Source organism: Rhodococcus sp. B50 (assembly GCF_013602415.1).
Lineage (GTDB): Bacteria > Actinomycetota > Actinomycetes > Mycobacteriales > Mycobacteriaceae > Rhodococcus.
In genome coordinates, this window is sequence record NZ_WPAG02000002.1 from 4196832 (window position 1) to 4221155 (window position 24324).

Sequence of the window (24324 nt, forward strand, 5' to 3'; positions counted from 1 at the left end):
CGAACATGCTCGGATCGGACGCGGTATCCCCCGCAGTGAGTCCACCCCAGGCCGAGGCTTCACAGCCGAAGCAGTCGACGCTCAAGGTCATTCGTGCTGCTGTCGTGGGCACCATCGTCGAGTACTACGACTTCGGTATCTACGGCTACATGGCGACGATGGTCGCCACCCTGTTCTTCGTCTCCGAAGATGAGACAGCTGCCCTGTTAGGTACATTCGCGGCGTTCGCAGTAGCGTTCTTCCTTCGAGTGCCCGGTGGCATCTTCTTCGGGCACATCGGCGACAAGTACGGCCGGAAGAACGCGCTCTCGTGGACGATTCTGCTCATGGTCGTCGCGACTGCGGCCATGGGCCTGATGCCCACCTATGCGACCTTGGGGGTGTGGGCGACGGTCATGCTCGTGCTCGCACGCTGCCTCCAGGGCTTCGCGGCAGGCGGGGAACTCAGCGGAGCGAACGCGTTCGTCTCGGAATCCGCACCCGCCCGCTGGCGTGCCACGCAGACGTCGATGGTCAACTCGGGCACCTACCTCGGCTCACTCGTCGCGTCTCTCGTCGCACTCGGCATCACCACGGTCTTCACCGAGGAACAGATCCTCGAATGGGCTTGGCGTATCCCGTTCCTGCTCAGCGTCGTCATCGGTGTCGTCGGCATCTGGATCCGTAACCACCTCGAGGACACCCCGCAGTTCGAGGAACTCGAGGAAAAGGGTGAGACGAAGAAACTGCCCATCGTCGAGTTGCTGAGGACGTCAGGTGGAAGCGTCGTCAAGATCATCCTGCTCGGTGCGCTCATCATCGGTGGCTACTACATCGCATCGGTGTATGCCGCGACCTACCTGCAGACCACAGGCGGTCTGTCGTCGTCCGTCGCGTTCCTGTCGACATGCCTTGCGCTCATCCTGGGTGTGATCACGTTGCCGATCGCGGGTTATCTCGCCGACAAGTACGGACGCAAGCCGGTGTTGTTCGCCGGTAGTGCGGCGTCGGCGATCGTCGGTGTCCCGATGTTCATGTTGATGTCCGGTGGCACCGTGTGGCAGGCCATCGTCGGCCAGTCCGTGCTGTTCATCTGCGTGTCGGTGGTCAACGGCGCCTCCTTCGTGACGTACGTCGAGATGCTCAAGGCCTCGGTGCGGTACAGCGGTATCGCCCTCGGAAACAACGTGACGAACATGTGCCTCGGCGGAACCGCACCGTTCATCGCGACGTGGCTGATCGACGTGACCGGGAACTCGTTGGCACCGGCAGGGTACTTCGTGTTCTGCGCGCTGCTCACCCTGGGTGCGGTCTTCTTCATCGAAGAGACGAAGGGCATCGAACTCCGCACCGACTAGTCCTGCGGTGCAGCCGGAATTGTCGGTACCCGTCGGGGGACCGACAATTCCGGCATTCGTGTATCCGGCCACTGTCGTCCGTGATTCGATGTCCGGAAGACACGGGGTGGAGGGGGAACGATGGCGAACGGATTTCGGCGGGTGCTGCGAGCGGGAGCGGTTGTCGCGGTGACGGGAGGAATCGTCCTCGGGGGCGCCGGTGCGGCGTCGGCGCAGGACGAATGGCCGGTCCAGCAGCCGAACAGCCCGATCACCGTGTCGGATGCCGATCCTCGCTCCTGGCTCACCCCGGACAACCTTGCGTACTGGAACCCGCTGGTGAACGAGCCGCGGCTGACCTCGCCGTTCGGCGCGAACACCCGCATCGTGTGCCAGGGCTTCCACGGTGTGACGACCGACTGCTGGCAGGCCGACCTCGAAGGCCGACCCCACAAGCTCACTCGTCTGCCCGCGAACCTGCCCAACGTGACGGGATCGAGCGCGCCCGGTGGGGGCGTCGGCCACTTCGTGTATCCACTCTTCTGATCACGAGATAGTAAATGGATGAATTACCCCGACTCTGCGGTACTGTGACCGCATGTCCGGACCCCGCGACCTCGACTACTGGTCCTTCGTCGAACTCGCGCAGGAGCGTCTGAACAGCAAGTTCGGTGAACATCACCGCAGCGCGACGGAAGTTCTGCTCACACTCAACCGGGCTTCGGACATCGTCACCTACGATCTCGAGTCCGCAGTCCACCGCCCGCGGGGCAGGTCGTGGTCGGCCTACCGGCTCATGTTCGTCATCTGGCTCGCGGGTCCGATCGAACCGAATGTCGCCGCGCGGCTCACCGGGATGAGTCGCGCCGCTGTGTCGAACCTTGCGAAACCCCTGGTCGAGGCGGGGATTCTCGAAAAGACTCCGGTCAGCCACGACGCGCGTTCGGTGCAGCTGTCGCTCACCGAAGCGGGGGAGAAGGAGATTCGGGACAGCTTCCGCGCCCAGAACGAGCGCGAGGAGGCCTGGGTGGAGGTGCTGACCCCCACCGAGCAGCAGATTCTCGTGATGCTCCTGAACAAACTGATCACCAACCGCAGTCAGTTCGACGTGCGCGGACGCAACTGACACAGGGTCGTGACCTCTCTGTGGTTGCGCTCACGCGCTCGGTTTAGTTAACGTATTTACTAATTCCAGGCGAGCGACCTTCCCCCGCACGCCCGAGATCCGCGAGGAGTCAGACATGGCGTTCTACCGACAGCTTGGCGTCATCCCGCCGAAGCGTCACACCCAGCACCGTGACGAGAACGGCAACCTGTACTACGAAGAGCTCATGGGCGAGGAGGGCTTCTCGTCCGACTCGGCGCTGCTCTACCACCGGTACATCCCGTCGGCGATCGTCGACGCCACCGAGTGGAAGCTGTCCGATCAGACCACCACGCCGAACCATCCGCTCAAGCCGCGGCACCTGAAGCTGCACGATCTGTTCCCCGAGACGATCTGGGCCGAGACGGATGTCGTGACCGGGCGTCGCCTGGTCCTGGGCAACGCCGACGTCCGCATCTCGTACGTCGTGTCGTCCAAGCCCTCGCCGCTGTACCGCAACGTCGTCGGCGACGAGATGGTCTACGTCGAGTCCGGTGAGGCCACCGTCGAAACGGTCTTCGGTCCGCTCGAGGCGAAGGCCGGCGACTACGTCCTGCTGCCGATGGCCACCACTCACCGCTGGGTGCCCAAGGGCGACGCACCGCTGCGCGCCTACACCATCGAGGCCAACAGCCACATCGTCCCGCCGAAGCGCTACCTGTCGAAGTTCGGGCAGTTCCTCGAGCACGCGCCGTTCTGCGAGCGCGACCTGCACGGTCCGACCGAGCTGATGCAGGTCGAAGAGGAGAACGTCGAGGTGTTGGTCAAGCACCGCACCTCGCACGGCATCGTCGGCACCCGATACCTGATGCCGCACCACCCCTTCGACGTGGTGGGCTGGGACGGTTGCCTGTACCCGTACACCTTCTCGATCCACGACTACGAGCCCATCACCGGCCGCGTCCACCAGCCGCCGCCGGCGCACCAGGCGTTCGAGGGCACCAACTTCGTCATCTGCAACTTCGTGCCTCGCAAGGTGGATTACCACCCGCTGGCCGTGCCGGTGCCGTACTACCACTCGAATGTCGACTCCGACGAGGTCATGTTCTACTGCGGTGGCGACTACGAGGCCCGCAAGGGTTCCGGCATCGCTCAGGGTTCGATCTCGGTGCATCCCGGTGGCCACGCGCACGGCCCGCAGCCGGGTGCCTACGAGCGCAGCATCGGTGTGGAGTTCTTCGACGAGCTTGCCGTCATGGTCGACACCTTCCGTCCGCTCGAACTGGGTGAGGGCGCGCTCGCGTGCGAGGACGCCGCCTATGCCGGCAGCTGGAACCGCAACGCAGGAGCGAACAAATGAGCTTCGGCCCTCTGTTGACCGGTTTGTGCGACGACGCAGCACTGTTCCCTCCCGGCAACGCCCCGCTGCCCGCTGCCGTCCCCGCCCACGCCGGCCACCGCACGGCGACGCACGCGCCGCTCGTCGGAGCATTCGTCTTCCCGGCGGGGCGTCTCGGTGAACTCCGGGAATACCTCGCTCAACACCCGTATCCCGGTGAACTGGCGCTGAGCCTGACTGCACCGACCGGCACCGACGCCGTCGGCCCCGCGCTCGAGCAGGTCGCTGCGATGGACTCGGTGTCCGTGGTGGCACTTGAGATCGCGGTTCCCGCAGAGCAATCCGTCGACGAGTTGTTCGCGGCGCTCGACGAGATCAGTACGAGCCGATCGAATATCGATGTGTTCGTGGAGGTCCCACGCGACGAGCGTCGCGCCGAGATCCTCGCCCGCCTCATCGGAACACCGTACGCCGCCAAGTTCCGCACCGGCGGGATCGTGGCGGAGGCCTATCCGGACGAAGCCGAACTCGCTGCGGCGGTGTCGACGGTCGTCACCACGGGGGTTCCGTTCAAGGCGACCGCCGGTCTGCACCACGCGGTGCGTAACACCGATCCGAAGACGGGCTTCGAACAGCACGGGTTCGTGAACCTGCTGGCCGCGGTGGACGCGGTGCTCTCCGGAGCGGACATCGACGAGGTCGCTTCCGTGCTGGCCGAACGTGACGGGGCAGTGCTCTCCGCACGCCTCGGCGCACTCTCCGACGACCGGGCCGCAGAGGTCCGGCGCCGATTCCTGTCGTACGGCACCTGCAGCATCGCCGAACCGCTCGAGGATCTGCTCGACCTCGGCCTGGTGCCCTCGACCGTTTCCCCGATCACCGAAGGAACGAACGCATGACCACCATCGCCATTCCGGAGGGTTCGCTCTTCGGCATCGACAACCTGCCGTACGGCATCTTCTCCACACCCGACAGCGAACCCCGTGTCGGTGTCCGCGTCGGCGATTCGGTTCTCGACCTGAGCCGTGTCTTCGAGGACGATGTCGTCTTCGCCGAGCCCTCGCTCAACGCGTTCATGGCTCAGGGCCGTGAACGGTGGGACGAGGTCCGCGCTGCGATCAAGGAACTCGTGGCCGGCGATATCGCCGAGGAGGCCGTCTTCGCCGTGGCCGACGTGACGATGCACCTGCCGATCGAGGTGGCCGACTACGTCGACTTCTACGCGTCGGAGAACCATGCGTCGAACCTCGGCCGCCTGTTCCGTCCGCAGAACCCCGACCCACTGATGCCGAACTGGAAGCACCTGCCCGTCGGTTACCACGGCCGGTCGAGCACCGTCGTGACCTCGGGGGTCGACATCGTGCGGCCGAGCGGACAGCGCAAGGGCCCCAACGATCCTGCGCCGGTATTCGGTCCGTCGATCCGCCTCGACATCGAGGCCGAGATGGGTTTCATCGTCGGTGTCGGCTCCCCGATGGGATCGCAGATCCGACCCGACGACTTCGCCGACCACTGCTTCGGCGCCGTCATCCTCAACGACTGGTCGGCCCGCGACATCCAGGCGTGGGAGTACGTGCCGCTGGGCCCGAACCTCGGCAAGTCCTTCGCGACGTCGATCTCGCCGTGGGTCGTCCCGCTCGCCGCACTCGAGGCAGCCCGCATCGACACCCCGGTGCAGGACCCGGAACCGCTGCCGTACCTGAAGGGCGCCGAGAAGTGGGGCCTGGACATCGATCTCGAGATCGAGTGGAACGGACACGTCGTCTCGCGCCCGCCGTACGCGCAGATGTACTGGTCTCCGGCGCAGATGCTCGCCCACACCTCGGTCAACGGTGCCGCGACCCGCACCGGTGATCTGTTCGGCTCCGGCACCATCTCCGGTCCGGAGAAGGACCAGCGCGGCGCCTTCATCGAACTCACCTGGGGCGGAGCAGAACCCGTGCAGGTCGGCGACGAGACCCGCACTTTCCTCGAGGACGGCGACGAGATCGCCATCTCGGCCACCGCGCCCGGCCCGAACGGGACCCGCATCGGCTTCGGTGAGGTCCGCACCCGCATTCTTCCCGCGATCGGGGAATAAAAGAAACAGGTCCGTGCGTCAGCCGGAGCGCCACCGGCCGGACCATCGGCGATGCCCGGAACCCACGAGGTTCCGGGCATCACCGTGCTCGGGGCCGGTCAGTCGACCGAAAGGATATCCCCCACAGAGCAATCCAGCACGCGACACAGAGCGGTGAGGGTCGAGAAGCGGATCGCGCGGGCGCGTCCGTTCTTGAGCACGGACAGGTTCACCACGCTGACACCCACCTTGTCGGCCAACTCGGTGAGGGTCATGCCCCGGTCGGCCAGCAACTCGTCGAGATGACACCGGACGGCATGCTCGGTTTCCGGAGGCATCAGACGAGTCCTTCGTTGTCGCGCGCCATGCGACTGCCGATCCGCAGCACCACACCTACGGCCGAGATCACCATGCAGAAGACGTACGCGTACCAGAATTCGGGTCCGAGGGGCGCGTTCGAGAGGACGTAGTTCATGTCCACGTCCCGAATCAGCATGTTGGTGCCCAGGGTGCGGGGGATCATGGGGACGATGATCGTCGCGATCGCGACGATCGACGTGATCCACACCAGCCGGATGACACCCCGGTCGAACAACCGGCCCCGGACGAATCGCACCATGATCCAACTCAACAGGGCCAGGGCCGTCAGGTAGCCGAGGGTCTGCACCGCCTCACCGGCGCGGATGAGACCGACGCTGACGGGCGAGAGGGAATCGGTCGGAACATCGACGACCGTCGTCGAGGTGGTCTCCAGGCCGACGCCGTTCGGGGTGGACAGCACCGGCGCCACTGCGGCGTCGTCGAATCGGACCCGGGCGGTCACGATGCCGCCGTCGAGAGAGCGAACGAGGTCGCGGACGTACGTGAAGAGCACGATCAACGAGGTCAGCGCGAAGACCGTGAGGGACGCCCACAGATCGGTGCGGTCCTTCTTCGACGTCTCGGTAGGGGAGAGCGTGTCGGGTTCGGCCCCCGGTCCCTGGGGGCGGTCGGTGTCGTGGGTGGAATTCATGGTCGTCTCCGAACTCGCGGGACAGCGGGTATATCGATTGTCGATACCATCGATAATCGTTATACCCATCGAAAAACGATATGTCCAGAGGCGGTGGAGTCCGTCGCTTGCTCTCGGGGCGGATCAGGGCAGGCGGCGCTCGATCGCGTCCCTCACTGCCAGCGCCTTCGCGCCGTAGTCGGGGAAGAGGTCGGGAGTCAGTCGCGAGGCCGGGCCCGAGATGCTGAAGCAGCCGCGCACGGTGCCACTGCGCCCGCGCAGGGCAACGGCGACGGCAGCGATGCCGTCGTGCAGCCCCTGCTCGGTCACGGCGTACCCGCGGGCGCGGATCTCGGCGATCTCCTCCCGCAGTGCGGCGGGGTCGGTGACCGTGTGCTCGGTCAGCGAGGGGAGTTCGGTCGCGAGGAAATCCTCGATCCGATCCTCGGGCAGCGACGCGAGATATGCCTTACCGGTGGACGCGGCGTGCAGGGGAAGGCGCGTGCCGAGGGCGAGGAAGGCACGCAGTTGATGGGCGCTGTCGAGTCGCTCGATCAGGACCAGCTCGTTCCCGTCCGGCACGGCGAGATGGACGGTCTCGCCCGTCTCGGCCTGCAGGCGGTTCAACTCGGGGAGTGCGACCTCCCGCAGGTCGTCGCCGGACGACATCGCGCTGCCCAGGCTGAACGCGCGGCCGGTGATGACCCACTGCCCTGTGTTGGCCGTCGAGGGGCGCAGCCAGCCGGCTTCGGCGAGGGTCTTGAGACACCGCTGGACGGTGCTCTTGGGGACGTCGAGTCGCTTGCTCAATTCCGAGAGCCCGACCGGTTGCGTGGTCGCAACCTCCTCGAACACGCGGAGTGCGGTGAGAACGCTGTTCATCGGAACCTTTCGCGCGTCGTTGACGGCAGGCGTCACGGGTTATAGGTTGATCCGGACCGCATCGTAGCACGGCGGTCCACAATACGGACCATGCGCTGCGCGACACCGTCCGGCAGGACGTCGAGAAGGGACCACCACCGATGACCACCACCACGCCCGTGCCGTTGCTGACCTCGCTCACCGAGTCCGGGGCAGGCGGCGACGACCGCAGCGCCGTCCGCGTCGGAGACGTCTCGCTCACCCGATCCGAACTGATCGCGGCTGCCGCCTCTGTGGCCGACGAGGTCGCCGGCTCTTCGCGGGTCGCCATCGACGCCACCGCGAGCATCGAGACGGTGATCGCCACGACCGGGTGCCTCATGGCCGGCGTGGCGGCGGTGCCCGTGCCACCGGATTCGGGTCCGGCCGAGCGCGCTCACATCCTGAAGGACTCGGGCGCGCAGATGTGGCTCGGCACTGCCCCCGAGGACGTCACCCTGCCCGCGATCCCGGTCGACGCGAGTGCGCGTTCGTCGTCCTCACACGCCGAGGCCGACCCGGGCAGTGCCGCAATGATCATGTACACCTCGGGAACCACCGGCGCCCCCAAGGGAGTCGTTCTCTCACGGTCCGCGGTGGCAGCCGGTCTCGACGGTCTCGCCGAGGCATGGAACTGGACGTCCGAGGACACACTCGTCCACGGCCTTCCGCTCTTCCACGTCCACGGACTCATCCTCGGTGTCGTCGGTGCGCTGCGGCAGGGCTCGCCACTCGTGCACACGGTGCGCCCGAAGCCCGAAGCCTATGCAGCTGCGGGTGGTTCGCTGTATTTCGGGGTTCCCACCGTGTGGTCGCGGGTCGTCGCCGACGAATCGTCCGCTCGCGCATTGTCGTCGGCGCGACTTCTGGTGTCGGGCAGTGCGCCCCTGCCCGTTCCGGTCTTCGAGCGCATGCTCGCCCTCACCGGTTCCGCACCGATCGAGCGGTACGGGATGAGTGAAACGATCATCACGATCAGCACCCGCCACGACGGTGAGCGCCGGCCCGGCTGGGTGGGACTGCCGATCCGCGGCGTCTCCACCCGCCTGCGCGACCAGGCCGGAACACTCGTGCCGCACGACGGTGAAACCCTCGGTCAGCTGGAGGTTTCCGGTGCGACCCTGTTCGACGGCTACCTGAACAACCCCGAGAAGACCGCCGAGTCGATGACCGAGGACGGCTGGTTCAGGACCGGCGACATCGCCGTGATCGACGACCAGGGCTTCCACCGCATCGTCGGCCGCGAATCGGTCGACATGATCAAGTCCGGTGGTTACCGGATCGGCGCCGGTGAGGTGGAGCATGCCCTGCTGAACCATCCCGGCGTGCAGGAGGCCGCGGTGGTGGGTGTGCCGGACGACGATCTCGGACAGCGGATCGTCGCCTACGTCGTCGGGGATCTCCGTGATCCGAGCGAACTCTCGGACTTCGTCGCGCAGACGCTCTCGATCCACAAGCGCCCCCGCGAGATCCGTACCGTCGACACTCTTCCGCGCAACGCCATGGGCAAGGTGCAGAAGAAGATCCTCGTCGAGGACCACCTCGCCGGGAAGTGATCCGGATTATCCGATCCCGATCTCGTCACCGACGGTGATGTCACCGGGAGCCAGGACGGTCGCGTAGACACCGATGCACGGCATCGGCTTGCCGTCCGGCACATTGGGCACCTGATGCGCGGTCGTCACCTCACGCAGCATGTCGCGCCGCGCGGGAACCTCCTGATGGGAGAGCGTCACCATGACGCACCGCGCGGTGCGCTTGTGCGGTTCGAGGACCGCGGAACCCACCGACACCCGTCGGCCGATCCACTCGTCCTCCACGAAACCGGACGAGTCGGGAGTGTCGACGACCAGTTGCGGCCGGAACCGCCGCAACGCCACGTCGGTAGGGTCGCCGGTACCGAGCGCCTCCACCGCGGAGCGGGAGACGAGATGTAGCGGTGCCTCGTCGTATGTGCGGTTGCGCGGTTCGAGACGCACGTCGTGACCGACCAGCTTCGACAGCAGGTCGTCGACCTCGGGATCATCGCCGCGGACCACCGTGCCGTCGGCCAGCGTCAGTTCGAGTGCCGCCGGATCGAGGGGATCCTCGTCGCTCAGAAGCCGAGCCGAGCAGGTCAGCAGCAGACCGTAGCGTCGGAAACGCTTCGCGCTCGCGATATTTCCGGATTCCGCGTCGACGAGGGCCCACACGTGATCACCGCGCAGACCGTCCGCTTCGATCGCTGCGGCGTCGATCCGTTCACCCCCGAACGACTTCACCGGATAACGCCACAACTGATCGATACGCACGACTCGCGAGCATACGGGGACCGGGGCGGCTGCGGGGCGGGGCCGAGCGGTCGGGCCGAAACACGCCCGGGTATGACGTGAGCCACAGTGTGGCTAGGGTGGCGGTCATGACGGAGAACACGACACGACGATGGGGCCTGACCGTCCCGCTCGACGGCATCCCTCTGCCCGACCAGCGACGCATCATCGAGGAGCTCCCCGACCTCGGGTACACGGACGTGTGGTCGTCCGAGGCGGGCGTCGCCGATGCGTTCACCCCGCTCACCCTCGCGAGCGTGTGGGCTCCCAGCCTGCGGCTGGGCACCGCGATCGTCCCCGTCTACACCCGAGGCCCCGCCACGCTGGCCATGTCGGCCGCGAGCCTCGCCGCCGCCGCGCCCGGCCGTTTCGTGCTCGGAGTGGGCACGTCGTCCGACGTCATCGTGGAGAAGTGGAACGGCATCCCCTTCGAGGAACCGTTCAAGCGCGCCCGCGACACCCTCCGATTCCTGCGTTCGGCGCTGGCGGGGGAGAAGGTCTCCGAGAAGTACGACACCTTCGCCGTCGACGGCTTCCGGGCCGGCATCGTGCCCGACCCGGCGCCGCCGGTGCTGCTGGCCGCCCTGCGCCCCGGCATGCTGCGTCTCGCCGGACGTGAGGCCGACGGCGCCATCATCAACTGGCTGTCCGCCGACGACGTGCGCACCGTGACGCCCTACGTCCACGAGGGAGGCGAGAGCAAGGAGATCGTCGCGAGGATCTTCGTGCTCCCCGGCTTCGACACCGAGACCGCCCGCGCCATCGGACGACGCATGATCGCCGCCTACATGAACGTTCCCGTCTACCGCGCCTTCCACGAATTCCTCGGCCGTTCGGACGATTTCGCCGGCATGTGGAAGGCGTGGGCGGAAGGTGATCGCAAGGCCGCCCTCGAGGCGATCCCGGATCACGTGGTGGATGCTCTCGTGATCCACGGCGAGCCCGAGGCGTGCCGCGAGCACGTGGAGCGCTACGTCGAGGCGGGGGTGACGACCCCGGCTATCGCCCTGGTGCCCTCGGGCGACCCCGCGCCGATGATCCGGGCCCTCGCCCCGCGCTGACGACCGGACGTCACGATTCGATGTCGGAGGTTAACGCCGCCCGGCGGTGACGCGACAACTCCTGCAGATCCGCTGTGCAGGAGGCGACATGGCCGACCCGATATCGAGTACGGACCGGAACATGTCCTGTCGCGTCACCGTGGTCGCCGACGACGGAGTGCCGTTGGCCGCCACGGTGACCGGCCCGCGGGATGCGGATCTGACACTCGTGTGCCTGCACGGGCACTGCCAGGACGCCGCGAGCTGGGATGCCGTCTGCGATGGCGTGGACGTGCGGGACGTCCGCATCGTCCGCTACGACCAGCGAGGACACGGTCGTTCCGGGACGGGTGACGCAACCGGCTGCACGGTCTCGGGACTGTCGGACGATCTCGACGTGGTGCTCCGGACCCTCGTTCCGGACGGGCCGGTGGTGCTGGCCGGATATTCGATGGGCGGCATGGTCGCACTGTCCTACGCCCGTCATCACCCCGACACCATCGGTGACCGCATCGTGGGCGTCGGCCTGATCGCCACCGCCGCATCGGGACTCGCGGACGGGGGTGTCGGGCGCTATCTACGCCATCCCGCCGCATCCATCGTGCACCGGGCGGTCTCGCGCGTACCTCGCGTGATGGAACTGTCGAAGCGCGCCGGAGGTCGCGTGTGCACGGTCGCCGCCCGCAGGCGCACGGCGGAGTCCTGGCTACGGGTGGTCGGGTCGGCGCTGTCGAACGAGACGTCGGTCGTCACCTGGTCGCGGCTGCTGGCCGACTTCGCGGTCCTCGACGAGTCCGCCGCTCTCGCCGTGCTCGCGAGAGTGCCGGTGGTGGTTGCGGCGGGCACGGAGGACGTCTTCGTGCCCTTGTCGCTGTCGGAGGCAATGGCGGCCCGGCTGCCGCACTCCGACCTCGTGCGGTTCGTCGGTGCCGGTCATCGCGTGCTCGCCGAGCGGCCCGAGGACGTCGCCCGCGCACTGTCGGACCTGCTCGGGCAAGTGCTCCTGGGGAGCCCTGCCGCTACCGCTCAGCGCCCATCGATCGCTACCGCTCAGCCCACATCGATCGCTACCGCTCAGCGCGAACCGACAAGGGCCGCGTCCTGATCGGCGATCAGCTTCTTTGGGACGAGCGCGAGCACGAGCAGGACCACCGCGATCGCGAAGCACGCCACGAATCCCACCTGTGGCGCGGCGAGCGAGATGACGAAGGGCACCGCGAAGCCCAGATAGATCAGGCAGTAGAAGACGGCGACGGTCTGCGCCAGTTCGTCGGAGGGCGCGATGTTCTCGACGGTGACGAGGCCGGAGACGAGCAGCATGCCGTAACCCCCGCCCAGGAAGACGGCGGTGACGAGGACGGCGAGTACCGCTCCCGGACCGTCCACGAGCACCGCGACAGCGGCCGAGACGAAGCCCAGGACACCGAGGCCCACCCCGGTCCACACCCCGCGATCCTCCCCGTGCCGGGTGATGCGCCGGGCCACGGGCTGGATCAATGCACCGGTGAGCAGGGTCAGTGCGGCGACCACACCGGTGAACGCGACGGCCACACTGTCCACCCGATCCGACACGATCGGCGGCATCGTGGCGAACGAGACGGTTGCGCATCCGAAGACCCACGGAGCCCAGGGGACGACACCCCATCGGAAGCGTGGGGACGACAGGCTCGACAGGCGCCACGAACCCTGCACGGTGCGGGGTCGGTGAGCATCGGGGACGGCCCATACCAGCGCCAGCGCGACCACCATCAGGGCGATGTGCACCAGATAGGGCAGACGGTCGGGGGCGGGCAGCCACTGCGCGATCAGACCGGCGAACAGGGCACCGCTGCCGAATCCCGCCGACAGCGAGACGGCGGCCCGGCGTGCTCCCACGCCCGGTCCCTCGCTGAGTTCCTTCATCCAGGCCGTGCCCGCTCCGAACGCCATCCCGGACGCCAATCCGGCGAGGACCCGGCCGAGATAGAGCAGGGCGGGGATGTCGGCGCCGATGAGCAGAACGATCGACGACACGACGCTCACCGGGATCATCGCCCGGATCACCGGGCGGCGGCCGATCCTGTCGGCCACCCGCCCGAAGTAGAGCAGGGCGGGGATCAACCCCACGATGTAGGACCCGAGCATGGCGGTGAACGACCCGCTGCCGAGTCCGAGGTGATCGCGGTAGACCAGTTGCATCGGAGCGAACTGATTGGCACCCCAGCTCACCGCGAACACGGCGAACGCGAGACGAGCCCAGGACGGAATCATTCCCCGATCCTCTCAGGCCGGGTTCGGCGGAAAAGTATCAACTCTTCACACCGCGGCGACCGCCTTCCTGTGGAGTGTGGACGTAGGAGGGGCCCGGAGTCGACCATAGCGTTCTCGTCGAACGCAGACGAAGGAGGGCCAGTGGCGGTAGACGGTCGATCCCCGACGCTCGACACCGAGCGCACCGGCACGTGGACCGGCGCCGACGCGCGGTCGATTGCCGCCAAGGTCCGCAGCCGCGAGGTCACCGCCCGTCGGGTCGTCGAAGACCACCTCGCACTGATCGCCGCGCAGAACCCGCTTCTCAACGCGATCGTCACCGTCGCAGCGGACCATTCCCTCGCCGAGGCCGACGCCCTCGACCAGCGCCTCGATCGCGGCGACGCGGCCGGTCCCCTCGCGGGGGTGCCGTTCACCGTCAAGGACCTCATCGCCACGACAGGCGTGCGCACGACGGCCGCCTCACGGGCGCTGGCCGGCAACGTCCCCAGCGTCGACGCACCTGCCGTCGCCGCGATGAAGGCGGCCGGTGCGATCCTCGTCGGCAAGACCAACACGCCCGAATTCGGGACCTCCGGACTCACCGACAACGAGATGTTCGGACCGACGGTCAGCCCGCTCGGCAGTCCCGACTCGCCGCGCTCACCCGGCGGATCCAGCGGGGGCGAAGCGGCGTCGATCGCGTCGGGCATGAGTGTCCTCGGACTGGGCACCGACTTCGGCGGGTCGGTGCGCTGGCCCGCGCACTGCGCCGGCCTGTGCTCGATCCGCCCCACCGTGGGGCGGGTCTCCGCGGACGGCCAGTACCCGGGGGTGCTCGTCGGCGACCACGTGCGGGCCAATCCCGCGACGGTGCACGGCACGCTGCAGACCCTCGGCCCCATGGCACGGAACCTCGACGACCTCGTCCTTGCGCTGCGCGTGATCTCCGAGCCGCACATCGCGTGGACGGACCCGTCGACGGTCGACGTCGACGCGCTGACGATCACCTGGGCCGCCGGGGAGGGCACCGTCCCCGTCGCCGACGAGATCGTGGGCGCCGTCCGGGAGAGCGCGCGTCGACTCGGTGCGCGTCCGTACCGAGGGTCGGCGCTGACCGAGGGAAACGACTTGTTCGGGCGGTTGCGAGCCACTCAGACCCACACCGACATCGACGCGTTGGGGAGCGCAGACCGATTCGGTGCCGTCATCCGCGACCTGCTGTCCACGGCGGGCCGCGCGGAGCAACGGGAGGTGGAGGACCTCTGGGCGCAGCGCACCGCGCTCGTCCATCGGCTGCTCGACGAGATGGGCGATGTGCTGGTGCTGCCGGTCGCATCCATCAGCGCGCCCCCGCTCGGTCTCGAGCGTTTCAGCGTCGACGATCGGCTGCTCACCTGGCAGGAGGCGTTGGCGAGCTGCCGCACGATCAGTGTCACCGGGTTCCCGTCCGTCGTCGTCCCCGTCGGGCGGACGAGCGACGGCATGCCCATCGGTGTACAGATCGTCGCGCGCCCCTTCCACGACCATGTCGCGCTGGCCGTCGCCGCGCGTCTGTGACACGCCTGCTGTGGCATGACTGCTGTGACATGACCGAAAGGACCGAAGGAGGTCGCTGTGCGGGACATTCTCGACGAGCTGTCGCGGTGGTTCGACGACGGTGAGGCGTTCGCGCTGGCGACCGTCGTGCGCACCTGGAAGTCGTCGCCGCGCGAACCCGGCGCCGCGATGGCCGTCTCGCAGTCCGGCGAGGTGGTGGGCAGCGTCTCGGGAGGGTGCATCGAAGGTGCCCTGTACGACATCGCGGGCGAGGCGCTCGCCGACGGACACGCGCGGACCGAAGTCTTCCGCGTCACCGATGACGACGCCTTCGGCGTGGGTCTGACCTGCGGCGGCACCATCGAGGTATTCGTGCAGCGCGTCGATGCCGCCACCTACCCGGAGTTTGCGGAGGTGGCGCGACGGATCGGTGTGGGGGAACCGGTCGCGGTGGTGACCGACCGTGAGCCCGTCGCACATCGGGTGATCACGCTCGACGGGGACGGACCCGAGACCGAGGTTCGTCTGCGTCTCGCGCAGGGCGAGTCGGAGGTGTACGTCGACGAGGAGCGTTCGCAGATCGTGGAGATCTTCGCGCCGCGGCCGCGGATGTACATTTTCGGCGCCATCGACTTCGCGTCCGCTCTGTGCACGCTGGGGAAGTTCGCCGGCTACCGGGTGACGGTGATCGACGCCCGCCCGGTCTTCGCCACTCCCGCACGTTTCCCCGACGCCGACGAGATCGTGGTGACGTGGCCGCACGTCTTCCTCGAGTCGGCACCGATCGACCCGACCACCGTTGTCGCGGTCCTCACCCACGACGAGAAGTTCGACATTCCGCTGCTCGAACGTGCGCTCCGGTGCGATGCCGGATACATCGGGGCGATGGGCAGCCGATCCACGCACGAGCGCAGGGTCGCGCTGTTGCGCGAGGCCGGTCTGTCGGCGGACGAGTTGGCGCGACTGCACTCGCCCATCGGCCTCGATCTCGGCGCGCGCACACCGGAGGAGACGGCGGTGTCGATCCTCGCCGAGATCCTCGTGAGCACTCGCGGGGCCACCGGGCGCAGCCTCGCGGCACTGCGCGGACCCATCCACCGGGTGCCGACGGGACGCGCTGCCCGACCTGCGGCTTGTCCGCCCGCGATTGACGGTGTTGCCGCAGCCCTCTAATGTCACGTGTCTCCCGATCGGGGGTGAACGACTGGCAGGTGGACGGGTATTGCTGTGACGGTGCGCAAGGCTGGGAAACCGGAACACAGCGCAGCCGAACCGGCGCGCAGCGCAGCGGTCCCATTCGGACCCTGCCCGGTCGCCGACGTCGTCTCCTCGGGTTTCCTCGTCGCACCGAAGGTGGTCGCCGGCGACGTTTCCACGGCGCGCGCCGTCACCGATGTCGCGGTGATGATGCTCCCGGAGATCGGGCCGTGGCTGCGTCCGGGACTGTTGCTCGTCACCTCCACCACGGTGCTCACACGACTCGCGGTGCCGATCGCGAGCTTCCTGGCACGACTGGACCGGAACGAAGTCTCGGCGCTCGTGGTCCGGCTCGACGCCGGACATCCGCTGCCGCAGGGCCTCACGGACGACGTTCTCTTCCCGGTGCTGACGACGCCGGAGGACGTCGTCGCAGACCATCGGCTCGCGCACGGACTTCGCGAGATGGCGGTCGCTCAGGTGGAGGCGGTGTTCGAGGCGGATCACCTCCGTCGTGGGCTGCTCGAGATCGTCATGGCGGGTGGTGGGCACAGGGCGCTCGCCGAGGGCATTGCGCGCCGGCTCGGCGGGGCGGTCCTGATCACCACCCCCGACGGCCGGCAGACCTACAGGGCCGGAAAGGAATCCGACTTCGCCTGGTTGTCGTCGACGGCGGCCGTCGACCCGACGGGCCGGGTGCGGACCGATTCGATCGAGGGCGGGCTGGGGTTGCACCGCTTCGGCGACGAGTACGTGGCGATCGCGGCGATCTCCGCCAACGGCGTCGACCACGGGCGGCTCGTATTCTTCTGTCCCTCACGTGGTCTCTCCGCGCCGGATCTGTATCTCGTGGAGCAGGCGGCGACGGTGTGCGCGCTCGTCGTCAGTCGTGAGCTCGCGGTCTCGGCGGTCGAGGAGAAACACCGGGCCAACTTCGTCCGGGACCTGTTGCGCGGCCGTGCCGGTGAGCCCGAGCAGGTGATCGTGCACGCCCAGATGTTCGGCTGGAATCTCGACCGCCCGGTCGTGGTGGTCGCCGTCGAACCCGATCGCGTGGACGACGATTCGCCGGCGACACCGGCCCGCTTGCCGGTGGTGGAACGGCAGGCCCGAGCGTTCGCGGGTGCGCTGGCCGGTCGCGACTCCGGAGCGTCCGTCACGGCGCTGGCGACCGAGACCGTCGTGCTCATGGGGGAGGGCAGCGACACCATGACCCTGGTGCACGAACTCGTCGCCCAGGTGCGCGGAGCCGGTGGGGGAGGCCGACGACCGTTCGGGGTCGGGGTCTCGCGTGCGTCGTCATCCACCGACGACCTGCCGACGCTCTACGCCCAGGCGCGCACGGCACTCGAGGTGGGACGCAAGATATCCGGGCCGTGGGCGGTGACCCATTTCGACGATCTGGGTGTGTACCGGTTGCTGAGCCTCGTCGAGGACACCGAAGAACTCGAGTCGTTCGCGCGCGAGACGCTCAAGGAACTGACCGACGGCACGGCGGAGGCACAGGACATGTGCCGCACCCTCGAGGTGCTCCTCGCCACCAACATCAACATCGCAGAAGCCGCCCGCCAGTTACATTTTCATTACAACACCCTGCGGTATCGCGTAGCGAAACTCGAAAAGATCCTCGGTCCCTTCACTGAACAGCCCGAACTCCGATTGGACCTTTCGCTCGCGCTCAAGATCATCGCGATGCGTGGAATCGATTCCTGACGATCAACCACCGATCTTGCCAATTTCGGAAGGTTGCTCCTGGCAGAATCCTCCCACGCCGGGCCGGAGCTGCTCCGTTAGCGTTTGCGGCTACCGAAGTACACGTGTGATCGGCAACACAGGCGTAACAATCCACGTGAACTCTATCGGCACCCACACCCTGCTGAAAGGTCCGATATGCCCATCTGGACAGTGCACGGAGACGGCAAGAACATAGAACCGGGACAGGTCGTGGCGCCGATGGAGCGCCTGAGTTGGGGTCGCACCATCGGTCTGGGCGGCCAACACGTGGTGTCGATGTTCGGCGCCACCTTCGTCTTCCCCATCATCATGGGTCTCAACCCGCAGCTCGCGGTCATGCTTTCAGGCTTCTGCACCCTGTTCTTCCTCGCTGTCGTCAAGGGCCGGATTCCCAGCTATCTCGGCACCTCCGCCGCCTTCGTCGGTGGCATCGCCGCGATCTATGCCCAGGGTGGGTCCCCCTCGGAGGTCACCGGCGCGATCATGGTCTCGGGGCTCGTGCTTGCCGCGGTCGGTGTGGTGATCCATTTCCTCGGCGGCTCGCTGGTGTTCAAGATCCTGCCGCCGGTGGTCACCGGTGCGGTGGTCATGCTCATCGGTTTCAACCTGGCGCCGGTGGTGGCCGGCACCTACTGGCCGCAGGACCAGTGGGTGGCATTGACCGTGATGGTCGCGCTGATCGTGGGCAGTGTCGTGTTGCGCGGATTCCTCGGCCGCATCGCCATTTTCCTGGCACTGCTGTTCGGTTACGCACTGTCCTGGATCCTCGACCGGATCAGCGGACCGATCACCTCCTACGATGCCGGTGCCGACGCCGTCACCGAACACTTCCGCGTGAACTGGGAAGGTGTTGCGTCCGCGCCGTGGTTCGGCCTGCCCCCGTTCACGGACGAGGCCGCCGGCGTCGTCGGCATCCATGCCCCGTCGTTCAGCCTCACCTTCATCGTGCTCGTCCTGCCCGGCGTCATCGCCCTGATCGCGGAGAACGCCGGACACGTCAAGGCGGTCGCCGAGATCACCAAGACCGACCTCGACCCCATGATGGGGCGCGCACTGGCCGGTGACGGTCTCGCCACCGCCCTCGCCACCGGTGTCGGCGGCTCGCCGACGACGACCTACGCGGAGAACATCGGCGTCATGGCCGCGACCCGCGTGTACTCGACGGCTGCCTACGCGGCAGCCGGCGTCATCGCCATGCTCCTCGGCTTCTCCCCGAAGTTCGGCGCGGTCATCTCCGCGACTCCGGGTGGCGTCCTCGGCGGCATCACCGTGGTCCTCTACGGCATCATCGGCCTGCTCGGCGCCAAGATCTGGAAGGAGAACGGCGTCGACTTCGGTGACCCGCGCAACCTCATGCCCGTCGCGGCCGGCCTGATCATCGCGATCGGCGACACCAGCCTCCAGTTCACCGACACGTTCTCGCTGAGCGGTATCGCGCTGGGCACCATCGTCGTGATCGGTCTCTACCACCTGTGCCGGGTCATCGCCCCCAAGGACATCGCACCCGAAGACCCCGGAACTCCCCCCGAACAGGGAGAACCGGTCCGAACGGAGCCCGACCCCGACGGGGAGAGCGGCGCGGGAAGGGTGAAGGAGTTCGCGTGACCTCTATTACATCTGACATTGTCGAGCGGTGAGCTTTGTCACTTCTCCACGAAACGTCGATCGCACTATGCGGGCAGGATCTGTCGAATGAAACCGTCGCCACTCACCTATCACCGACCGCGGTCGATCGACGAAGCCTGCGAGATCCTCGCAGGGGTCGCGCACGAGGGCAAAGTGCTCGCCGGTGGCCAGTCACTGATTCCGCTGCTGTCGATGCGCCTGGCGGCACCGGCTCACCTCGTGGACATCGGCTCGATCCCCTGCCTCGACGCGATCTCCGCCTCGCCGGAACTCGGCGTCACCTTCGACGCGCTCACCACCCACGCAGCGCTTGAATCCGCTCCGACGGTCGCGCAGGTCCAGCCCCTGCTGGGCCGCGCGCTCCGGCTGGTGGCACACCCGACCATCCGCAATCGCGGAACGACCGTCGGTTCGATCGTCCACGCCGATCCGTCCGCGGAGATGCCGGCCGTGCTGTCGCTGCTCGGCGGCACGCTCACCGTCCGCTCCGTGCGCGGAGTCCGGCAGATCCCCGCCGGCGAACTCTTCGCCGGACCGCTCGAATCGACCCTCGAGGCCGACGAGATCGCGACCAGCGTGACGGTGCCGGCGGCGCGTCCGGGCACCGGCACCGCCATCGACGAGATCGCGCGACGCCACGGCGACTACGCCCTCGTCGGCGTGGTCGCGCAGGTGGAGGTCGAGGACGGAGCGGTGACGTCCGCCCGGATGACCTACGTCTCCGCCGGAGAGCTCGGGCAGGTCGTCGACTACACCGACATCCTGCGCGGGGCCTCGGCGCACGACGAGCGCGACCCGCTCTGGCAGCAGGTCGGGGAGAAGGCACGCGAGACCGTCGAGACGGAAGCGGACATCCACGCCACCGACCGCTACCGGTCGCAGCTGGTGGCAGCACTGACCGGCCGTGTCGGGTTCGCGGCCGCACAGGACGCCGTCCGCGACGACACACGGGTACCGACGCACACGGGAGGAAGTCGATGACGAGCTCGATCCACAAGGGTGGTCGCGACGCCTCGCGGCGGACCGTCGCCGAACAGGTCGACGAGCTACAGGCGGAGACCGGTGAACACCACGTCGCCGTGACCTTCACCCTCAACGGCGTGACGCAGACGGTGGTGCTGCCCTCACGCACACTGGCATCGGACGCGATCCGTCATCACCTCCGCCAGACCGGCACCCACGTGGGATGCGAGCACGGCGTGTGCGGCGCGTGCACGGTACAGCTGGACGGTAAGCCGGTGCGGTCGTGCCTCGTGCTCGCAGCGAGCCTAGAGGGCCGCTCGGTGACGACGGTCGAAGGACTCGTCGAGCCGGATGGCACGCTGCATCCCGTGCAGCAGGCGTTCGTCGACTGCCACGGTCTGCAATGCGGCTTCTGCACACCGGGTTTCGTCACCACGATCGCCGCATTCCTCGAGGAGAACCCGTCGCCGACCCACGAGGAGGCGACCGAGGCGATCGCCGGAAACCTGTGCCGGTGCACGGGTTACCAGAACATCCGCGCGGCCGTACTCCGTGCCGCCGAGATCACGCGTGAACGGTCCGGGGGCTCGCCGCTCGGACCCGACAGCGAGGCGGCGCGCGCCTCGCTCGACGCCAAGGTCCGCGGCACCACCGCTCCGGTCGGAGGAAAGGCAGGACGAGCATGACCAGCGTCTCCGATTCGCCCGTCTCCAACTCGGTCTCGACGAGCACGGCAACCGGCCTTGCCCCTGCCGACATCGGCGGTGCCGTCGAGTCGGGCAGGTCGTTCGGCAGGCCCATCCCGCGCGTCGAGGACAATCGACTGGTCAGCGGCAACGGCCGCTATCTCGACGATCTCGGCCACGGCGCCCTCGCCGCGGCGTTCGTCCGGTCGCCGCACGCCCACGCCCGCATTCTCGACATCGCCGTCGATGCGGCTCTCGAACTGCCGGGCGTGCACGCCATCTACACCTACGAGGACCTCGAGGCCGACTCGCCCGAAATGGCCGAGAACCTCCCGCTGCTGATCCCGCATCCCGCGATCACCGCTCCACGCAACGGATATCCGCTCGCCAAGGACGAGGTGAACCATGTCGGCGAAGCGATCGTGATGGTCGTGGCCGACAACCGGTACGTCGCCGAGGACGCCTGCGCGCTGATCGACATCACCTACGAGACACTTCCCGCGGTGGTCGGCGTCGACACCGCCCGCAACGCCGAGCGCACCGTCCATCCCGATGTACCCGACAACGTCGCGGCGCACCTCCAGCACGGCTTCGGCGACATCGAGGCGGAACTCGCCGCGGCACCGCACACACTGACCCTCGACCTCGAGATCGAACGTTCGGCGTCGATGCCGATGGAGGGCAAGGGTGTCTACGCCCGCTGGGACGACGACGAGAAGGCGCTCACCTTCTGGACGTCCACCCAGACCTCGACCTCCGCCCGCGCCGCGATCGCAGCGCGACTGGGCATGGCGCACAACAAGGTCCACTGCATCGCCCCCGACGTCGGCGGCGGTTTCGGTGTGAAGATCGTCCACCCGTGGCCCGAGGAGGTCATGGTCACCTGGGCAGCCCGCAAGCTGGGGCAGGCCGGGATCTCCAACGAGGTCAAGTGGGTCGAGGACCGGCGCGAACATTTCATCTCCAGCGCGCACGAGCGCGGGCAGATCCACGAGGTCACCGTCGGGTTCGACGACGACGGCCGGCTGCTGGCCTTCGACTTCTCGATCTGGCACGACAACGGCGCGTACCTCCCGTACGGAATCATCGTGCTGCTCAACACCTCCACCCAGGTGCTCGGCCCCTACAAGCCGCGCGCATTCCGGGTGGACGCCTACTCGCTGTACACCAATACGGTCATCGTCACGCCCTATCGCGGGGCGGGACGACCCCAGGGCGTGTTCGCGATGGAACGGGCGATGGATGCCATCGCAAAGTATCTCGGCAAGGACGTCCTCGAGGTCCGTGAGACCAACTTCATCCGTCCCGAGGAGATGCCTTACGACTTCCACCTGATCTTCCAGGACGGGCGGCCTCTCATCTACGACACCGGCGACTACCAGGCCGGCGCCGACAAACTCAAGACGCTCATCGGCTGGGACGAGTTCGCGGGGTACAAGGAACGCGCCCGTGCCGAGGGACGACGTGTCGGGATCGGTGTGGGAGCGTACGTCGAGGGCACCGGTCCGGGCCCGTACGAGGGCGCCCACGTGCTCATCGAGACCTCGGGCAAGGTCAAGGCCGCCACGGGCCTGACCACCCAGGGCCAGGGACACCAGACCTCCTTCGCTCAGATCGTCGCGGACGACCTCGGTGTGCCGGTCTCCGACGTCGAGATCGTGACCGGCGACACCCGTCGATTCGGGTACGCGGTCGGCACTTTCGCCTCACGCGGCGCCGTGATGTCCGGATCCGCCTTCCACGTCGCCGCACAGATGGTGGCGGAGAAGGCGAAGAAGATCGCCGCGGAACACCTCCGCGCCGACGTCGCCGACCTCGAACTACGCGATGGGCACGTGTGCGTGGTGGGCACCGAAGCCGGTGCGGAGGGGACGTCGATTCCCCTCGGCGTGGTGGCCGTGCTGTCGAACCCGCTCCGTTACGCCTTCGACGACGCCTCCCGCCGCGCAACGGGATTCGCGAACGCCGAGACCGATATGTCGGTGCCGCCCGTCCTCGAGGGCGAACAGCCCGGTCTCGAAGCGACCGGTTACTACTCGCCGCCCACGTCGACGTTCGCGTCGGGAATCCATGCGGCGATCGTCGAGACCGATCCCGTCACCGCCGAGATCCGGGTGCTCCGGTACGCGGTGGTGCACGACTGCGGCAACGTCATCAACCCGCGCATCGTCGAGGGCCAGGTGCAGGGCGCGGTGGCGCAGGGCATCGGCGGGGCGCTCTACGAGAAGATCGTCTACGACGAGCACGGGCAGATGCTCAACGCGTCGTACATGGACTTCCTCATGCCCTTCGTGACGGAGATGCCCGATTCCCTCGAGATGGACCACACCGTCACCCCGTCCGCGCTCAATCCCTTGGGGATGAAGGGCGCCGGCGAGGCGGGTGTCATCCCGACGTCCGCGGTGATCGCCGCGGCCGTCGAGGACGCGGAGGGCATCCCGATCACCAGCATGCCGATTTCCCCCTCGGAGTTGTTCGAGCTGCGTCTGACCCACGCGGCATCCCGAAGCAAGGAGAACGAATGAGAATCGCCGGTACCGCGCAACTGCAGGCACCCCCCGACGTGGTGTACGACAGCCTGCAGGACGGCCGTGTTCTCGCGGCGACGATCCCGGGCGTGCAGGCGCTCGAGCAGATCAGCGACAACCACTACAAGCTGTCCATCACCGCCGGGGTGGCCTCCATCAAGGGCACCTACGACGGGGAAGTGGTTCTGTCGCAGCAGAATCGTCCTCAATCGTTCGTGATGACGGCATCGGGTTCCGGCGCGCCCGGCACGGTCAAGGCCGACGTGGCGGTGCGTCTCGAAGAGCGTGACGGCGGCACCGTCCTCAGCTACGACGCGGACGCGGTCGTGGGCGGCATGGTCGGTGGCGTCGGGCAGCGGATGATCACCGGTGTCGCCAAGAAGATGGCGGGCGTGTTCTTCAACGGCATCGACGGCGTGATCGCCAACGGGCTGCCGGCAGCGCCGAGCGCGGCAGAGGCCGCGGCGGTCGCGACCGTGAACGGGGCGGAGGTGGCCGAGGTCGCCGAGGGTGCGGGTGTGAAGACGACCGCACTGCCCGTCGCCGCGGGAGTTGCACCGGCACCGGCCGGAACGCCCTCGGCAGCTATCGTTCTGCTGTCCGCAGGAGTGGGCGCCGGTATCGCGCTGGCGGGCGTCGCCCTGGGAGCAATCCTCGCCCGACGCTGATCTTTTCGTCGAACCCACACGGCACCCCCGGGCCATCACGGCCCGGGGGTGCCGTCGTCTGCAGGTGGCAGGTGCACGAACCCCGAACTCGGCACGACGAGTTCGGCGAGATGTGA

General features: G+C 67.6%; 22 protein-coding genes. 17 read left to right on the plus strand and 5 right to left on the minus strand.

Going from position 1 to position 24324, the window contains the following annotated elements; translation table 11 throughout:
- Positions 1 to 5 precede the first annotated feature (5 nt).
- The 6 genes from GON09_RS19795 to fahA all read left to right on the plus strand — a co-directional run bounded on the left by GON09_RS19795 (position 6) and on the right by fahA (position 5819).
- Entirely contained in the window at positions 6 to 1337 is a 1332-nt protein-coding gene (locus tag GON09_RS19795; protein WP_213933306.1) for an MFS transporter, read from the plus strand.
- 120 nt (positions 1338 to 1457) lie between these two features.
- The gene (locus GON09_RS19800; RefSeq protein WP_213933307.1) at positions 1458 to 1862 is read left to right on the plus strand and encodes a hypothetical protein; all 405 of its coding nucleotides are present in this window, start codon (positions 1458 to 1460) and stop codon (positions 1860 to 1862) included.
- Positions 1863 to 1914: 52 nt separating this feature from the next.
- Positions 1915 to 2442, plus strand: coding sequence for a MarR family winged helix-turn-helix transcriptional regulator (locus GON09_RS19805; RefSeq protein ID WP_213933308.1), 528 nt, complete (start codon positions 1915 to 1917; stop codon positions 2440 to 2442).
- 115 nt (positions 2443 to 2557) lie between these two features.
- Complete coding sequence (locus tag GON09_RS19810; RefSeq protein ID WP_213933309.1) at positions 2558 to 3760, plus strand: homogentisate 1,2-dioxygenase; 1203 nt, start codon at positions 2558 to 2560, stop codon at positions 3758 to 3760.
- The gene (locus GON09_RS19815) at positions 3757 to 4638 is read left to right on the plus strand and encodes a hypothetical protein (RefSeq protein ID WP_213933310.1); all 882 of its coding nucleotides are present in this window, start codon (positions 3757 to 3759) and stop codon (positions 4636 to 4638) included. The genes GON09_RS19810 and GON09_RS19815 overlap by 4 nt, the downstream gene beginning before the upstream one ends.
- Entirely contained in the window at positions 4635 to 5819 is a 1185-nt protein-coding gene (gene fahA, locus GON09_RS19820) for a fumarylacetoacetase (RefSeq protein ID WP_213933311.1), read from the plus strand. Before GON09_RS19815 ends, fahA begins: the two co-directional genes overlap by 4 nt.
- Positions 5820 to 5917: 98 nt before the next feature.
- Here fahA and GON09_RS19825 read toward each other — a convergent pair whose 3' ends face one another.
- The 3 genes from GON09_RS19825 to GON09_RS19835 form a co-directional block, all read right to left on the minus strand.
- Positions 5918 to 6136, minus strand: coding sequence for a helix-turn-helix domain-containing protein (locus GON09_RS19825; protein ID WP_064256486.1), 219 nt, complete (start codon positions 6134 to 6136; stop codon positions 5918 to 5920).
- Positions 6136 to 6810: a hypothetical protein gene (locus tag GON09_RS19830; protein WP_213933312.1), complete on the minus strand. Its 675-nt coding sequence runs from the start codon at positions 6808 to 6810 to the stop codon at positions 6136 to 6138. The genes GON09_RS19825 and GON09_RS19830 overlap by 1 nt, the downstream gene beginning before the upstream one ends.
- Positions 6811 to 6933: 123 nt before the next feature.
- Entirely contained in the window at positions 6934 to 7707 is a 774-nt protein-coding gene (locus GON09_RS19835; protein ID WP_307854418.1) for an IclR family transcriptional regulator, read from the minus strand.
- A 104-nt stretch (positions 7708 to 7811) separates the two neighbouring features.
- Between GON09_RS19835 and GON09_RS19840 the strand changes: the two genes are divergently transcribed.
- Entirely contained in the window at positions 7812 to 9245 is a 1434-nt protein-coding gene (locus GON09_RS19840; RefSeq protein ID WP_213933313.1) for an acyl-CoA synthetase, read from the plus strand.
- A 6-nt stretch (positions 9246 to 9251) separates the two neighbouring features.
- Here GON09_RS19840 and GON09_RS19845 read toward each other — a convergent pair whose 3' ends face one another.
- Positions 9252 to 9980 (minus strand): MOSC domain-containing protein, encoded by a 729-nt coding sequence (locus GON09_RS19845; RefSeq protein ID WP_213933314.1) that lies wholly within the window; start codon positions 9978 to 9980, stop codon positions 9252 to 9254.
- A gap of 107 nt (positions 9981 to 10087) precedes the next feature.
- On the opposite strand from GON09_RS19845, the gene GON09_RS19850 reads away from it, so the two are divergent.
- Positions 10088 to 11059, plus strand: coding sequence for an LLM class F420-dependent oxidoreductase (locus tag GON09_RS19850; protein ID WP_213933315.1), 972 nt, complete (start codon positions 10088 to 10090; stop codon positions 11057 to 11059).
- Between the two features lie 88 nt (positions 11060 to 11147).
- A complete protein-coding gene (locus GON09_RS19855) occupies positions 11148 to 12143 on the plus strand; it encodes an alpha/beta fold hydrolase (RefSeq protein WP_213933316.1) in 996 nt (331 codons plus the stop codon).
- On the opposite strand, the gene GON09_RS19860 is transcribed toward GON09_RS19855, so the two are convergent.
- Complete coding sequence (locus GON09_RS19860; RefSeq protein WP_213933317.1) at positions 12113 to 13288, minus strand: MFS transporter; 1176 nt, start codon at positions 13286 to 13288, stop codon at positions 12113 to 12115. The two genes, GON09_RS19855 and GON09_RS19860, sit on opposite strands and share 31 nt — an antisense overlap.
- A gap of 141 nt (positions 13289 to 13429) precedes the next feature.
- Between GON09_RS19860 and GON09_RS19865 the strand changes: the two genes are divergently transcribed.
- From GON09_RS19865 to GON09_RS19900, 8 genes are all read left to right on the plus strand, one after another.
- Positions 13430 to 14827 (plus strand): amidase, encoded by a 1398-nt coding sequence (locus GON09_RS19865; RefSeq protein WP_213933318.1) that lies wholly within the window; start codon positions 13430 to 13432, stop codon positions 14825 to 14827.
- A gap of 57 nt (positions 14828 to 14884) precedes the next feature.
- Positions 14885 to 15979: an XdhC family protein gene (locus tag GON09_RS19870; protein ID WP_213933319.1), complete on the plus strand. Its 1095-nt coding sequence runs from the start codon at positions 14885 to 14887 to the stop codon at positions 15977 to 15979.
- 54 nt (positions 15980 to 16033) lie between these two features.
- Positions 16034 to 17716: a helix-turn-helix domain-containing protein gene (locus GON09_RS19875; protein WP_213933320.1), complete on the plus strand. Its 1683-nt coding sequence runs from the start codon at positions 16034 to 16036 to the stop codon at positions 17714 to 17716.
- A 177-nt stretch (positions 17717 to 17893) separates the two neighbouring features.
- Positions 17894 to 19342, plus strand: coding sequence for a uracil-xanthine permease family protein (locus tag GON09_RS19880; RefSeq protein WP_213933321.1), 1449 nt, complete (start codon positions 17894 to 17896; stop codon positions 19340 to 19342).
- An 87-nt stretch (positions 19343 to 19429) separates the two neighbouring features.
- Positions 19430 to 20344 (plus strand): FAD binding domain-containing protein, encoded by a 915-nt coding sequence (locus GON09_RS19885; RefSeq protein WP_213933322.1) that lies wholly within the window; start codon positions 19430 to 19432, stop codon positions 20342 to 20344.
- Positions 20341 to 21012, plus strand: a complete 672-nt coding sequence (locus tag GON09_RS19890; protein WP_213933323.1) for a (2Fe-2S)-binding protein — start codon at positions 20341 to 20343, stop codon at positions 21010 to 21012. Before GON09_RS19885 ends, GON09_RS19890 begins: the two co-directional genes overlap by 4 nt.
- Positions 21009 to 23537 carry an aerobic carbon-monoxide dehydrogenase large subunit gene (cutA, locus tag GON09_RS19895; protein ID WP_213933324.1) on the plus strand — a complete coding sequence of 843 codons (2529 nt, stop codon included), beginning with the start codon at positions 21009 to 21011 and terminating at the stop codon, positions 23535 to 23537. Before GON09_RS19890 ends, cutA begins: the two co-directional genes overlap by 4 nt.
- On the plus strand, positions 23534 to 24208 hold the full coding sequence (locus GON09_RS19900) for an SRPBCC family protein (protein WP_213933325.1): 675 nt from the start codon (positions 23534 to 23536) through the stop codon (positions 24206 to 24208). The genes cutA and GON09_RS19900 overlap by 4 nt, the downstream gene beginning before the upstream one ends.
- Positions 24209 to 24324: the final 116 nt, after the last annotated feature.

What these genes read in the sequence shown, in the direction of transcription:
- GON09_RS19795 (WP_213933306.1), top strand. Translation starts at nt 6, where the DNA reads ATGCTCGGATCGGACGCGGTATCCCCCGCAGTGAGTCCACCCCAGGCC.
- GON09_RS19800 (WP_213933307.1), top strand. Translation starts at nt 1,458, where the DNA reads ATGGCGAACGGATTTCGGCGGGTGCTGCGAGCGGGAGCGGTTGTCGCG.
- GON09_RS19805 (WP_213933308.1), top strand. Translation starts at nt 1,915, where the DNA reads ATGTCCGGACCCCGCGACCTCGACTACTGGTCCTTCGTCGAACTCGCG.
- GON09_RS19810 (WP_213933309.1), top strand. Translation starts at nt 2,558, where the DNA reads ATGGCGTTCTACCGACAGCTTGGCGTCATCCCGCCGAAGCGTCACACC.
- GON09_RS19815 (WP_213933310.1), top strand. Translation starts at nt 3,757, where the DNA reads ATGAGCTTCGGCCCTCTGTTGACCGGTTTGTGCGACGACGCAGCACTG.
- fahA (WP_213933311.1), top strand. Translation starts at nt 4,635, where the DNA reads ATGACCACCATCGCCATTCCGGAGGGTTCGCTCTTCGGCATCGACAAC.
- GON09_RS19825 (WP_064256486.1), bottom strand. Translation starts at nt 6,136, where the DNA reads ATGCCTCCGGAAACCGAGCATGCCGTCCGGTGTCATCTCGACGAGTTG.
- GON09_RS19830 (WP_213933312.1), bottom strand. Translation starts at nt 6,810, where the DNA reads ATGAATTCCACCCACGACACCGACCGCCCCCAGGGACCGGGGGCCGAA.
- GON09_RS19840 (WP_213933313.1), top strand. Translation starts at nt 7,812, where the DNA reads ATGACCACCACCACGCCCGTGCCGTTGCTGACCTCGCTCACCGAGTCC.
- GON09_RS19850 (WP_213933315.1), top strand. Translation starts at nt 10,088, where the DNA reads ATGACGGAGAACACGACACGACGATGGGGCCTGACCGTCCCGCTCGAC.
- GON09_RS19855 (WP_213933316.1), top strand. Translation starts at nt 11,148, where the DNA reads ATGGCCGACCCGATATCGAGTACGGACCGGAACATGTCCTGTCGCGTC.
- GON09_RS19860 (WP_213933317.1), bottom strand. Translation starts at nt 13,288, where the DNA reads ATGATTCCGTCCTGGGCTCGTCTCGCGTTCGCCGTGTTCGCGGTGAGC.
- GON09_RS19880 (WP_213933321.1), top strand. Translation starts at nt 17,894, where the DNA reads ATGCCCATCTGGACAGTGCACGGAGACGGCAAGAACATAGAACCGGGA.
- GON09_RS19885 (WP_213933322.1), top strand. Translation starts at nt 19,430, where the DNA reads ATGAAACCGTCGCCACTCACCTATCACCGACCGCGGTCGATCGACGAA.
- GON09_RS19890 (WP_213933323.1), top strand. Translation starts at nt 20,341, where the DNA reads ATGACGAGCTCGATCCACAAGGGTGGTCGCGACGCCTCGCGGCGGACC.
- cutA (WP_213933324.1), top strand. Translation starts at nt 21,009, where the DNA reads ATGACCAGCGTCTCCGATTCGCCCGTCTCCAACTCGGTCTCGACGAGC.
- GON09_RS19900 (WP_213933325.1), top strand. Translation starts at nt 23,534, where the DNA reads ATGAGAATCGCCGGTACCGCGCAACTGCAGGCACCCCCCGACGTGGTG.